This is a genomic window from Clostridium sp. CX1, from assembly GCF_025398335.1.
GTDB classification, from domain to species: domain Bacteria; phylum Bacillota; class Clostridia; order Clostridiales; family Clostridiaceae; genus Clostridium_AM; species Clostridium_AM tanneri.
On record NZ_JAODOO010000007.1, the window covers coordinates 29,993 to 42,918 of the forward strand.

14 protein-coding genes are annotated in these 12,926 nt (G+C 32.4%); all 14 read right to left on the reverse strand.

The genetic code is table 11. The features are described from left to right. Positions 1–16: 16 nt before the first annotated feature. A complete protein-coding gene (gene rpsO, locus N4T77_RS09380) occupies positions 17–280 on the reverse strand; it encodes a 30S ribosomal protein S15 (protein WP_261671521.1) in 264 nt (87 codons plus the stop codon). Positions 281–396: 116 nt separating this feature from the next. Then, a complete protein-coding gene (locus N4T77_RS09385) occupies positions 397–1,335 on the reverse strand; it encodes a bifunctional riboflavin kinase/FAD synthetase (RefSeq protein ID WP_261671522.1) in 939 nt (312 codons plus the stop codon). Between the two features lie 6 nt (positions 1,336–1,341). Then, entirely contained in the window at positions 1,342–2,217 is an 876-nt protein-coding gene (truB, locus tag N4T77_RS09390) for a tRNA pseudouridine(55) synthase TruB (RefSeq protein ID WP_261671694.1), read from the reverse strand. A gap of 135 nt (positions 2,218–2,352) precedes the next feature. Then, a complete protein-coding gene (locus N4T77_RS09395) occupies positions 2,353–3,315 on the reverse strand; it encodes a bifunctional oligoribonuclease/PAP phosphatase NrnA (RefSeq protein WP_261671523.1) in 963 nt (320 codons plus the stop codon). Next, positions 3,302–3,667, reverse strand: coding sequence for a 30S ribosome-binding factor RbfA (rbfA, locus tag N4T77_RS09400; RefSeq protein ID WP_261671524.1), 366 nt, complete (start codon positions 3,665–3,667; stop codon positions 3,302–3,304). Before rbfA ends, N4T77_RS09395 begins: the two co-directional genes overlap by 14 nt. Before the next feature lie 46 nt (positions 3,668–3,713). Continuing rightward, a complete protein-coding gene (gene infB / locus N4T77_RS09405; protein WP_261671525.1) occupies positions 3,714–5,801 on the reverse strand; it encodes a translation initiation factor IF-2 in 2,088 nt (695 codons plus the stop codon). A 17-nt stretch (positions 5,802–5,818) separates the two neighbouring features. Next, positions 5,819–6,133: a ribosomal L7Ae/L30e/S12e/Gadd45 family protein gene (locus N4T77_RS09410; RefSeq protein ID WP_261671526.1), complete on the reverse strand. Its 315-nt coding sequence runs from the start codon at positions 6,131–6,133 to the stop codon at positions 5,819–5,821. Further along, the gene (gene rnpM, locus N4T77_RS09415) at positions 6,123–6,392 is read right to left on the reverse strand and encodes an RNase P modulator RnpM (RefSeq protein ID WP_261671527.1); all 270 of its coding nucleotides are present in this window, start codon (positions 6,390–6,392) and stop codon (positions 6,123–6,125) included. The genes N4T77_RS09410 and rnpM overlap by 11 nt, the downstream gene beginning before the upstream one ends. A 23-nt stretch (positions 6,393–6,415) precedes the next feature. Then, entirely contained in the window at positions 6,416–7,564 is a 1,149-nt protein-coding gene (nusA, locus tag N4T77_RS09420) for a transcription termination factor NusA (RefSeq protein WP_261671528.1), read from the reverse strand. Between the two features lie 18 nt (positions 7,565–7,582). Beyond that, on the reverse strand, positions 7,583–8,047 hold the full coding sequence (gene rimP / locus N4T77_RS09425; RefSeq protein WP_261671529.1) for a ribosome maturation factor RimP: 465 nt from the start codon (positions 8,045–8,047) through the stop codon (positions 7,583–7,585). A gap of 415 nt (positions 8,048–8,462) precedes the next feature. Beyond that, complete coding sequence (ispG, locus tag N4T77_RS09430; RefSeq protein ID WP_261671530.1) at positions 8,463–9,512, reverse strand: flavodoxin-dependent (E)-4-hydroxy-3-methylbut-2-enyl-diphosphate synthase; 1,050 nt, start codon at positions 9,510–9,512, stop codon at positions 8,463–8,465. A gap of 157 nt (positions 9,513–9,669) precedes the next feature. Then, positions 9,670–10,680 (reverse strand): RIP metalloprotease RseP, encoded by a 1,011-nt coding sequence (gene rseP / locus N4T77_RS09435; RefSeq protein ID WP_261671531.1) that lies wholly within the window; start codon positions 10,678–10,680, stop codon positions 9,670–9,672. A gap of 45 nt (positions 10,681–10,725) precedes the next feature. Beyond that, the gene (gene dxr / locus N4T77_RS09440; protein WP_261671532.1) at positions 10,726–11,889 is read right to left on the reverse strand and encodes a 1-deoxy-D-xylulose-5-phosphate reductoisomerase; all 1,164 of its coding nucleotides are present in this window, start codon (positions 11,887–11,889) and stop codon (positions 10,726–10,728) included. 28 nt (positions 11,890–11,917) lie between these two features. Continuing rightward, positions 11,918–12,913 carry an AI-2E family transporter gene (locus tag N4T77_RS09445; RefSeq protein WP_261671533.1) on the reverse strand — a complete coding sequence of 332 codons (996 nt, stop codon included), beginning with the start codon at positions 12,911–12,913 and terminating at the stop codon, positions 11,918–11,920. Positions 12,914–12,926: the final 13 nt, after the last annotated feature.

Sequence of the window (12,926 nt, forward strand, 5' to 3'; positions counted from 1 at the left end):
TTTAGCCGCTCTAAAATTATTTTCTTAAGTTTAATTGTTGAATAATCGCACGATATCTTTCAATATCTTGAGCCATAAGATAGTTTAAAAGACCTCTTCTTTTACCAACCATCATTAAAAGACCTCTTCTTGAGTGGTGGTCTTTTTTATGAACCTTTAAGTGATCATTTAAGTGATTGATTCTTTGAGTAAGTAGTGCTATTTGCACTTCTGGAGATCCAGTATCTCCCTCATGTCTTGCATATTTTTGCATTATTTCGTTTTTAACTGCCTTTTCCATTAATAGACACCTCCAATTGTTAAATCCCCTATATCCCAAGAAATCCGTCGGCATGTCGGAATTCTTAGCATAAGGATCACGAATGTAATTATAACAAATAAAAATTAAATTGTAAATTAATTTTTAAAACTAATTTCTAACTTTTGTTTAGCTGCATAAAGCTTATCCTTTTTTAGCTGTTCCACTAATTCATTTAGCGAATTAAACTTTTTCTCTTCTCTCATTCTTTCTAAAAAATACACCTTAATTTTTTCACCATAGATATTTTCATTGAAGTCTAATATATGAGTTTCAATACTAAGTTTATTATCTTCTGTTGTTGGATTGTATCCTACATCTGTTATTCCTTTAAACATTCTTTTTTTATATTCAACTACAGTATAATAAACTCCTCCTCTTGGAAGAAGAAATTTCTTATCATAGTCAAGATTTACAGTAGGAAATCCTAAAGTTCTACCAAGCTGTTTTCCCTTTACAACTGCGCCTTCTATCATAAAAGGCCTTGTAAGAAGTTTATTAGCTTTTTTGATATCTCCTTCATCAGAAATGATGTTTCTTATAAATGAGCTACTTACTATATTCCCCTTAGACTTTACAGGATCTATTACTTGAACAGTAAAGCCAAGATTCTTACTCATTTTCTTCAATAGTTCCACATCACCTTGATTTTTATATCCAAATCTATAGTTAAATCCAACGATTATTCCTTTGGCTTTGTAACTGCTTACCAAGTTAATTACAAAATCTTCTGGAGTCATTTTCATGAAGTCTTTATTAAAGTCTACCATGTTAATTATATCCACACCTAGACTTTTTAATACATTTATCTTAGAATTATTATCCATAATAAGTTTAGGTGCTAATTCTGTGTTTATTGTCATTAGCGGATGATTTTTAAAGGTAAAAATCATACTTTTTGCGTTATTCTTTTTAGCCAACTTGATAGTCTTATTGATAAGACTCATATGTCCTATATGAAGTCCGTCGAAACTTCCTAAAGCGATATAGGTATCTTCTTCAAAACGTTGTTTAAAGCTATCTTCAATTATGACCATATTCAACTACCTCTGAACTAATAATTTTTCCATTTTAAATCCAAAGTCACTCTTTTTTCCAATTCCAATAAACTCATTTTCTTCTATATATACTCTGTATAACTTATCCTTCTCTATTTTATCCAGCATATTAGGATCTTTTATGGTAACACCATTAAATATTAGTTTTTCATATCTCTCATCTACAATAATCTTAGGATAACTTTCTAAAGCTTTATCCATAGAAATTAAATACCCCTGAATGTTATCGTTACTCAATTCTTCAAGTTCTACAGAATCAGAAATACTAAAATTCCCTGTTTGAACCCTTTGAAGGTTCCACATAGTTCCCCCGCAATTTAACTTTTCTCCAATATCATAACAAAGACTTCTTATATATGTACCTTTAGAACATTTAACTAAAAAGTTTATATTGGGTAAATTCATTTCAAGTATTTCTATATCATATATACTAATTTTTCTAGGTTTTCTCTCTATCTCTATACCTTTTCTTGCCAAGGAATATAGTCTTTCACCATTTACCTTTAAAGCAGAATACATGGGAGGAATCTGATCTATTTCTCCTTGAAAACTTTTGATACAGTCTTCTACTTCTTCAATAGGCAAATTAACCTCTTTAGTTTTAAGAATTTGTCCTTCTCTGTCATAGGTATCAGTAGTAATACCAAGCTTTAACTCTACCTTGTAAATCTTATAATCATTCATTATATAGTCTACAAGTTTAGTTGCACGTCCTATACAGATTGGTAGAACTCCAGATGCCTCTGGGTCAAGGGTACCGGTATGCCCTACTTTTTTGGTCTTAGCTATATTTTTTACTTTCCTTACAACATCAAAGGATGACATCCCCGTAGGCTTATTAATATTCAATATTCCATCCATATTCATCAACACTTCTTCCAAAATTTTATATAGTAGCCTAGCCTCACATTGTTAACCTTTATATTAAAGATTAACTATATGAGGCTATTAAATAATTTTGCTAGGTATAGGCTAAATTGATAAAAGCCCACTCTATTACTGTAATGCTTCTTCTAATTCCTTAATTATTAAGGTTTTAGCTTCTTCTACAGTTTTATTTTCCATAGCTAGACCAGAAGCTCTTACGTGTCCACCACCGTCGAATTTTTCCGCTATCTTTCTTACATCTACTATAGATTTTGCTCTCAAGCTTATCTTAACACCATTATCTTTTTCCTTTATAAGAGCAGTGGTTTCTACCGAGTCTATCTGCATTCCAATATTTATAATATCAGAAGTGTCAGTATCTTCATCTACTCCGAGTTCAGAAAGCATTTCTTTTGTAATTATAAGAATACATATTTTATCATTTACTAATTGTAACTTTTCGATTGCCTTACCATAGAGTTTGATTCTCTCAATTTTTTTGTTATCAAATACTCTTCTATGAATTTCACTGAAGTCAATTCCTACATTAATTAAATCACCAGCTATAGTATGAGTAACTGAAGTTGTTCCTGAATACTTAAAGGACCCTGTATCTGTAATTAGGGATGTATAGAGACACTTAGCCATATCTTTATCTATTTCGATTCCCATAATGCGAAGCATTTGATAGACAATTTCAGCCATGGCAGACGCATTAGTATCAACATAGTTTAAATCTCCATATAACTCATTGGTCATATGATGATCAATATTTATCAGCGTATACTCTCTGTCATCTAAGTTTAACTCTGCATTTATTCTTTTCCTATCTCCACAATCCAAGACTATGACACATTCGGTGTCTACTGATACTTTAGTGTTTTTGCCATCTATTAGTTCAGAGCAAGGTAAGAATCTGAAGCTTTCAGGGATTTCCTCCTTAGAAAGTATATAAACTTCTTTACCTTTTTTGCGAAGTCCCTGCAGCAAAGCTAAAGAAGTTCCTAGTGAATCTCCATCTGGTGATGTATGGAAAGTAATAGCAATTCTATTACTTTCCTTTATTTTTTTTAGAATATCATTCATTATCATGATGCTCTTTCTCCTTTATCTGATGTAAAAGGGCATCTATGTGCATACCTTGCTCTATGCTATTGTCCAGCTCAACCAGTATTTCCGGCGTATATCTTAAATTCACTCTGTGACCAATTTCTCTTCTTATGAAACCAGAAGAACTTCTTAGTGCGTCTAAAGTGTTTTTCTTAGATTCATCATTTCCAAAAAGACTAACATATACTTTAGCATATCTAAGATCTTTTGTTACGTCTACTCTAGTAACACTGATCATAGCACTAATTCTAGGATCTTTTATATCATCACGAATTATATTGCTTATTTCTTTTCTTATTTCTTCATTTATTCTATTATTTCTATATTTAGCCATAAATTCTCACCCCACGTTCGCATAAGCTGTGCTATATATATTTATCCTATAGTTCTTTTTTCTTTATTTCTTCCATAGTATAAGCCTCTACTATGTCGCCTTCTTTTATATCATTAAATTTCTCAATTGAAAGTCCACACTCATAACCTGCTGCAACTTCCTTTGCATCATCCTTAAATCTCTTTAGAGAGGATAACTGAGATTCGAATATTACTATACCATCTCTTATTACTCTCACACTGCTGTTTCTTGTAAGCTTTCCATCTAATACATAACATCCTGCTATAGTACCTACATTAGATATTTTATATGTCTGTCTTATCTCAGCTTTTCCAAGAACTACTTCCTTGTATTCAGGTTCTAGCATTCCCACCATTGCAGCTTTAATATCATCAATTGCATTATATATAATTCTATAAGTCTTTATATCTACAGCTTCTTTTTCTGCTGCTGAAACAGCATTACCATCAGGTCTAACATTAAAGCCTATAACTACAGCATTTGATGCAGCAGCAAGAGTAACATCTGTTTCTGTTATAGCACCAACTGCTCCATGTATAACTCTAACCTTAACTTCATCGTTAGATAACTTTTGAAGTGATTGTTTTAAAGCCTCTATAGAACCTTGAACATCTGCTTTAACAATTATGTTTAACTCTTTTACTTTTCCTTCTTTTATTTGGCTATATAAGTCTTCTAATGAAACCTTATGTGTTGATTGTAAGTATTCTTCTCTTACCTTATCTTTTCTCTTTTCTGCCATTTCTCTTGCAGTCTTTTCATCCTTAACTTCATGGAATCTATCACCTGCTGCCGGTACTTCTGAAAGTCCAAGTATCTCAACTGGTATAGAAGGTCCAGCTGATTTTATCTTCTTTCCTTTATCATCAAACATTGCTCTGATTCTTCCATAAGTTGTTCCTACTATTATAGAATCTCCTACATGCAGTGTACCATTTTGAACAAGTAGTGTAGCTACAGGTCCTCTTCCTTTATCTAACTTAGACTCTACTACTGTTCCTCTTGAGTTTCTGTTAGGATTAGCTTGTAACTCTTGCATTTCTGCTGTTAAAAGAACCATTTCAAGTAAAGTATCTATTCCTTCTTTAGTATGTGCAGATACTGGTACAGTTATAGTATCTCCACCCCAATCTTCTGCTATTAATCCATACTCAGTTAATTCTTGCTTAACTTTATCTGGATTTGCTCCTGCTCTATCAATTTTGTTTATAGCAACTATCATTGGAACATTAGCTGCTTTACAGTGATTTATAGCTTCTGCAGTTTGAGGCATTATTCCGTCATCTGCAGCAACAACTAGAATAACTATATCTGTAATCTGAGCACCTCTTGCTCTCATAGCAGTAAAGGCTTCGTGTCCTGGTGTATCTAGGAAAGTAATTGTCTCTCCATTGATATTTACAGTATAAGCACCAATATGCTGAGTGATTCCACCAGCTTCTGTTTCAGTAACCTTTGCTTTTCTTATAGCGTCTAGCAATGAAGTTTTACCGTGGTCAACGTGACCCATAACAGTTATTACTGGAGGTCTCTTTTGTAAATTAGTGTCTTCTATTTCATCGTCTTCTAGTTCTTCGTCTGTATCAACTTCTGCTTCTTTTTTAACTACTAGTGCCTCAAACTTTTCTGCTAACTTTTCAGCAGTTTCAAAGTCTATTTCTTGGTTTATAGCAGCCATTACGCCCATAAATATTAACTGTTTTATAACCTCTGTAGAGGACTTTCCTAACTTTTCAGATAATTCTTTTACTGTAATTGTTTCGTCCATTTCTATTATTTTTTCTTCAACATTGTTATCATTTGTTTCTCTCACACCATCACCATCATCATTCCTATTATTTTTGCCTTTATTTTTCTTACGGCTCTTTTTAGAAGCATCTACTACTAAATGCTCATATTTTTCTTTTATGTCTTCGCTTGATGTTTCTTTCTCTTCCTTGCTATCCTTTGCTTTTTCTGAAAAAAGTTCTTTTATCAATTCAGCATCTTCTTCTTCAATTACGCTCATGTGATTCTTCACTTCAATGCTAAACTCCTCTTGCAAAATAGCAATTAAGTCCTTACTTGATATTTCTAGTTCCTTAGCTAGTTCATAAACTCTTATTTTTGACAAATCATTCACCCCCGAAACTAAAGTTCTTCTTTTTCCTTCCATAAATGGAGTAGCCGTTCACTCATTTTCTTATCTGAAACACCTAAAATTTTTATTTCTGGCAATCCTAGTGCACCACCTAGTTCTTCTTTACTGTATCCGCGTAAAATAGGTACTTTATATCTATCACCGTATAATAAAAATTTATCCACTGTATTTTCTGAAGCATCTGATGACATAACTATAAGATGAATGTTATTCCTTTTTATGGCATCCTCACATTTATTATAACCTTCTTGGAGCTTTCCTGCACGCTTAGTTAAACCTAGAAACTGAAGAAACTTATCTATCATCTTGAATTTCTTCCTTTAATCTATTATAAATTTCATCACTTATGCTCACTTCTAGGTTTCTTTGAAGTCTTTTTGCTTTAAAGGCTTTTTCTAAGCATTCAAGGTTTCTACATATATAGGCCCCTCTACCATTTTTCTTTCCTGTTAGGTCTACAGAAAGCTCTCCCTCTTTAGTTCTTACTACTCTTATGAGTTCTTTTTTAGGTTTCATTTCCATGCACCCTGTGCACATTCTCTGTGGTACTTTTTTCACTTTCATATTAAACACCACCCCATCTAAAGTTAGATGTTTTCATCATCTTCTAACATTAGATCAATATCATTATCTTCTAATATTAGATCAACATCATTTTCTAACTTAGGTTCTTCTGATATTTTTCCTTCTTTTTCAGCCTGTGACTTACTTTTAATATCAATTTTCCAACCAGTTAATTTTGCAGCTAATCTTACGTTTTGACCTTCCTTACCTATTGCTAGGGAAAGCTGGTTATCGTCTACTATAACCTGAGCAAACTTATTGTTTTCATCTAAAGTTACGTCTAACACCTTTGCTGGGCTTAATGCGTTAGCAATATAGTCCTCTGGTAACTTGCTCCACTTAATAATGTCTATCTTTTCATTTTTAAGTTCATTCACAATATTCTGTACTCTTACCCCTTTAGGACCTACACAAGCTCCCATTGGATCTACATTTTCATCATTAGAAGCTACAGCTATTTTAGTTCTAGACCCTGCTTCTCTAGCCACAGATTTAATTTCAACTGTACCATCAAATATTTCTGGCACCTCAAGCTCAAATAATCTCTTAATAAGCCCTGGATGAGTTCTAGAAATTACAATTTGTGCACCTTTGGTACCATTTTTAACTTCTACAATATATAACTTTATTTTATCGTTGAAAATATATCTCTCTCCTGGCATTTGTTCATTAGGACCAAGTACTGCTTCAGTTTTTCCTAAGTCTACTAATACATTGTTTTTATCTTTTCTTATAATAGTTCCTGTAATTATATCATCTTCTTTTTCAGCAAAATCACTGTATATAATTCTTCTTTCTTCTTCTTTTATTCTTTGAATTACTACCTGTTTTGCTGCCTGTGCTGCAACTCTACCGAACTTTTTAGGAGTTACCTCTATACTTACTATATCCTCTATGTCATAATTCGGATCTATATCTTTTGCTTCTTCAAGGCTTATTTCATTTACTTCATCAAAAACTTCTTCTACTACCTTCTTTTGAGAGTAAACATGAATTTCACCATTCTCTCTATTCATTGTAACCTTAACATTTTGGTTATTTCCACCATGATTTGCATAGTTTTTCTTATAGGCAGCAACTAAAGCATCTTCTATAGTAGTAAATAGTAGGTCCTCGCTGATACCTTTTTCCTTAACTATTTCTTTTAAGGCTTCTATAAATTCCTGATTCATTTCCTAATATACCCTCCCTTAAAGTTCGCCTTTCAAACTCACCCTTGAGACTTTATGTCTTGGAATAGAAATTTCTTCTTCCTCACTTTTAATTCTCAATTCTTCAGAGCTAAAGCCTAACAATTGTCCTTCAAACTTTTTCTTACCATTTAGAATGCCAGATAACTTTACTAAAATATTAGATCCAATATATCTTTCTAAATGTTTATCTGTGTAAAGTATTCTTTCTATTCCTGGTGAAGAGACTTCTAAATAATAACCTTCACTTATAGGATCTTCAACGTCAAGCATATCGCTTACAGCCCTACTTACCTTCTCACAATCCTCTAGTGATATACCGCCATTTTCTTTATCAATGTATATTCTAAAATAGTTTTCATTTCCTTCTCTTACAAACTCTAGATGATATAATTCATAATTTAATTCTGTTACTATAGGTCCTACTAAATCTATAAGTTTATCAATTAAAGCATCTTTACTCATCACTATTACCTCCTTATCTATATATGTATATATTCTGCAACTTTGAATAAAAAAATGACTTATTACAAGAACATTGCATAAAATATCAGGCTAATTTAAAAACGCAACTTTCGCTGCGTTTTTTAAAAATAGAAAGAGCGGGCTCAAACCCACTCCTCCCTGTTTCATAAACTTCTGTAGATTCACTAAAGCTATTTTAACATACTAGAATGGTTATTTCAAGAAAAAGTTAGCATATTAACAAAGCCATGGATTAGAGAGAGGTAACTAATTAGTCTTTAGAAGCCTATAAAGTAATCTAGATTAAACTTTTTTATCCTTCTTAGTTATATTATTGCCCATTGAATGAAGTTCATTCATCATTCTACTTATATCCTCTCCACTTTTAATTCTTAACCCCTAATTTTTCTATTTACTACATACTTTTTATTTGTTCAATTAGTTCATCTACTAATTCTTCCTCTTTTACCTTTTTAACTATTTCACCTTTCTTAAAAATAAGACCTTCTCCTCTGCCACCAGCTATTCCTATATCTGCTTCTCTAGCTTCTCCTGGTCCATTTACTACACATCCCATTACAGCTACCTTTATATTTTTATTATAGTTTACAAGTCTTTTTTCCACCTCTTCTGCTATGCTTATTAAATCTATTTCAGTTCTTCCGCAGGTAGGGCATGAAATAAATTCTACCCCTTCATTTATATAGCAAAAGGTTTTTAAAATTTCTCGTCCTACTCTAACTTCTTCTACTGGGTTACCAGTTAAGGATACTCTTATAGTATCACCTATACCTTCCGCCAATAGGGTTCCTATACCTATACTAGATTTAATAGTTCCCCTCCAAATAGTTCCAGCCTCAGTGACCCCTAAATGAAGTGGATAGTTTACTTCTTTAGAAATCATTCTGTAACTTTCTATCATCTGCTGAACATTAGAGGATTTTATTGATAGAACAATATCATCAAAGTTAACATTTTCTAGAATTCTAACGTGTTCTAAGGCACTTTCTACTAGCGCTTCCGGACACACTCTGCCGTACTTTTCTAATATATTTTTCTTAAGAGAACCAGAGTTAACTCCTATTCTTATAGGAATCCCCCTATCTTTTGCAGCCTTAGCTACTTCTCTCACTTTTTCTATACTACCAATGTTTCCTGGGTTTATCCTAAGTGCAGATACCCCATTTTCAATGGATTTTAGTGCTAATCTATAATCAAAATGGATGTCTGCTACTAATGGAATGTTTATGTGTTTCACTATTTCCTTTATAGATTCACAAGCACTCATATCTGGCACCGCGCACCTAATTATATGACAACCAGCTTCTTGAAGCTGAACAATTTGAGCAACAGTAGCTTCTGAATTTCTAGTATCTGTATTAGTCATAGACTGAACAGTAACTGGTGCATCGCCACCTATGTATGTATTTCCCACTTTAATTTTTTTAGTTTTAACTCTACTCACTTGTTACAACCCCTTTGCAGAAATTGGGAATTGAAAATATAAAGTTAAAATAAGTAAACTTTCTTTCCACAAAAGAAAGATAATCCTTTATTTTAAATTTCCTCTCTCCAATTCCCAAGTTTATATTATTTCTCACTAATACCTATCTTCACTTCATCTAAATCTTAATAGGATATAAAATATCTTTAATAGTGACTAATACCATAAGAGTCATCAATATAGCAAACCCTATATAGTTTATAACTCCTACCTTGTTATCATCAACCTTTTTACCAGTAATAATTTCAAATAAAAATAACAGTATATACCCTCCATCTAAGGCTGGAAAAGGTATAATATTGAATATTGCTAGTTGAATACTAATATAAGCTGCAAAGGCAGCAAGACTTAAAATACCTGCTTTAGCTGCTGCACCAGAAACCTTTATTATAGTTAAAGGTCCTCCTACATCACTTGCAGAAGCTTTTCCTTTAAAGAGAGTTTTAAAGAAACCTAAAGTTTGCTTAACTAAAGAGTTAGTTTCTCTAAATCCGTAGGCTATAGATTGAGAAACAGTTGGCTTTTCTACCATTGTAGGGTAAATTCCAACTATATATCTGTTTTCCTTAGGATCTTTTACCGGTACAACTCTAACATTATTGACTTTGTTATCCCTTACATAGGTTATATCTAAGGGACTTCCGGAGGAAACATATACACCTGTAACAAAGTCTTCCCAGGTTGAAACCTTTGAGTTGTTAACTTTAGTTATCTTGTCTCCCGCCTGTATACCCATAACAGCAGCAGGTTGATTAGGAACTACCTTGTCAACTACCGGAGATAAATATCCTCTAAGTCCAGCTATAACTGCAAAAAGAACTATTCCAAGAATAAAATTCATTATAGGTCCTGCAATAACTACACTTAACTTTTGAAGAGGCTTTTTATTATTAAAGGCCCTAGGGTCTGAACTCTCTCCCTCATCTCCAAGCATTTTTACATATCCACCTATAGGAAGAAGCTTAATTGAGTATGTAGTTTCCTTTCCTTTTATTCCAAAAAGCTTTGGACCCATGCCTATAGCAAATTCTTCCACCTTAATTCCATTTAATTTTGCCAAAGTGAAATGACCAAGTTCATGAATTATAACTAAAACTCCAAAAGCTATAATCGCCCATACAATATACAAATAATATTCCTCCTAACTATGTTAAGTTATTTTTTGTCTATTAATTTATCTATCTGCACCAAATTTGTTTATAACATACTGTTTAACTTCTTTATCTATATTTAGTATGTCCTCTAAGCTATAATTATCAATAACCTCAAAACGACTCATGCATTCCTCTAATATATTACCTATATCTAAGAATTTAATTCTTTTAGATAGAAATAATTCTACTGCAGCCTCATTGGCAGCATTTAATATGGCAGGCATGGTACCACCAATTTTTCCAGCCTTATAAGCAAGTTTAAGAGGCTTAAAGGTCTCTAAGTCTGGTTTTTCAAAGGTTAGATTCTCCATATCGTAAAAGTCCAACTTAGCTACAACCGCTTCTTCTCTATCAGGATAATTAAGAGCGTATTGAATAGGAAGCTTCATATCAGTACTTCCAAGTTGAGCTACAACACTTCCATCTTTATATTCAACCATGGAATGTATAACACTCTGCGGATGAACTACTACCTTAATATTATCATAGTCTACATCAAACAGCCAATGTGCCTCTATAACCTCAAGTCCTTTATTCATAAGAGTAGCTGAGTCAATAGATATCTTTTTTCCCATGTCCCATCTTGGATGCTTTAATGCTTCCTCAACAGTAACCTGTAAAAGTTCTTCCCTTTTTTTTCCTCTAAAAGGACCTCCAGAAGCAGTTAGTAATAGCTCTCTTACATCTTCTCTTTTATTACCCTGTAGGCACTGGAAAATTGCACTATGTTCTGAATCTACAGGAAGTATCTTCACATTATATTTTTCTGCTTCAGATATAACTAGCTTTCCAGCAACTACCAAAGTCTCTTTATTTGCCAAAGCTATATCCTTTCCAGCTTCAATTGCCTTAAGCGTAGGAACTAAACCTATCATTCCTACTACAGAAGTCACAACAACATCTACCTCTGGAAGAGTTGATATAGTATTTAATCCTTCCATTCCAAGTAAAATTTTTGTTTTGAGGTTATTGTTTACACAATAATCTCTTACTTCTTCATAAGCCTTCTCGTTACTTAGTACAGCATAGCTGGGATTAAACTCATTTATTATACCAATTATCTTTTTACAACTATTATTTGCGGAGACAGCAACTAGGTGAAATTTTTCTCTTTCTTTTCTTATCACCTCAAGAGTCTGCGTTCCTATTGAGCCTGTAGCTCCAAGTATAGTAATTCTTTTCATCTTAACATCTCCTAATTCTCTGCAAGCTTCAGTTTGTCAGTATTTCCTTTACAGTAATTACATATAGTGGTCCTACGAACATGCCTATAATACCAAAAACCTTAATACCTATATAAAGAGACAATATAATAAATAACGGGTGAACTGCAAGTCTGTCACTAATGAATTTAGTCTCTAATATTTGTCTATTAACCACAAGTAATGCATATAGACAAGTTAACCCAAAAGCTATTACATATTCTTTAATAAGCATTTTATAAAAAATTAGTGGCAGAAATATCATTATTGTTCCTACGTAAGGTAATATATCAAAAATACCACATAAGATACCGAGAGGTATGAAGTTTTTGATATTAAGTATCATGAAACCAAGGATAGTTTCTATAGTTGTAACTAAAACTAATGCTGCTTCTACCCTAAATACCTTATTTATATCTTCTAACTTATTTTTAACTAAATAAGCTTTGCCCTGAGGCATTAGTTTTTTGATACGATTAACTATATCATATTTATCTACTAAAATAAAGTAAGCAGTCATATTCCCTATAAAGTATGCAAATAAGCTATCAGTAGTGTATGCAGCCCCTTTTTTTATAAAATTACTATTTACAATATTTCCATATCCATTCACCAAGCTGTTTTTTAGCTCATTTAAGTTTATATTAGTTACTTTACTTACTGTTTCTAGAGTGTTTTGTATGCTTAAAGCTAAGTCTGTGAAATCTCTAAGAAAGGAATTGACAGCTTGATATATAAAGTTGCCAATAAACAGTACAGCCATAAAAAACAAACTATTGACGACTATTATACTTATCAAAGCATTTACCTTATTATTAAATAAATTATTCTTACTTAATATGTTTTGTATTGGCAGGGAGAAAAAAATAGTAACTATTATAATAAAAAAAGGCTTAAAATAATATTTTATTAAAAGCGTAAAGATTATAAATACTATTAGAACAGTGAAACAATATCCTATTTTCTTATATTTTAAATATACTGCATTCAAGTACCCTATCCCCATAAAACAAGTGCTC

Excerpts from the sequence above, each read along its gene's own strand:
- rpsO (WP_261671521.1), bottom strand. The coding sequence starts at position 280 with ATGGAAAAGGCAGTTAAAAACGAAATAATGCAAAAATATGCAAGACAT.
- N4T77_RS09385 (WP_261671522.1), bottom strand. The coding sequence starts at position 1,335 with ATGGTCATAATTGAAGATAGCTTTAAACAACGTTTTGAAGAAGATACC.
- truB (WP_261671694.1), bottom strand. The coding sequence starts at position 2,217 with ATGGATGGAATATTGAATATTAATAAGCCTACGGGGATGTCATCCTTT.
- N4T77_RS09395 (WP_261671523.1), bottom strand. The coding sequence starts at position 3,315 with ATGATAATGAATGATATTCTAAAAAAAATAAAGGAAAGTAATAGAATT.
- rbfA (WP_261671524.1), bottom strand. The coding sequence starts at position 3,667 with ATGGCTAAATATAGAAATAATAGAATAAATGAAGAAATAAGAAAAGAA.
- N4T77_RS09410 (WP_261671526.1), bottom strand. The coding sequence starts at position 6,133 with ATGATAGATAAGTTTCTTCAGTTTCTAGGTTTAACTAAGCGTGCAGGA.
- rnpM (WP_261671527.1), bottom strand. The coding sequence starts at position 6,392 with ATGAAAGTGAAAAAAGTACCACAGAGAATGTGCACAGGGTGCATGGAA.
- nusA (WP_261671528.1), bottom strand. The coding sequence starts at position 7,564 with ATGAATCAGGAATTTATAGAAGCCTTAAAAGAAATAGTTAAGGAAAAA.
- rimP (WP_261671529.1), bottom strand. The coding sequence starts at position 8,047 with ATGAGTAAAGATGCTTTAATTGATAAACTTATAGATTTAGTAGGACCT.
- dxr (WP_261671532.1), bottom strand. The coding sequence starts at position 11,889 with ATGAAAAGAATTACTATACTTGGAGCTACAGGCTCAATAGGAACGCAG.
- N4T77_RS09445 (WP_261671533.1), bottom strand. The coding sequence starts at position 12,913 with ATGGGGATAGGGTACTTGAATGCAGTATATTTAAAATATAAGAAAATA.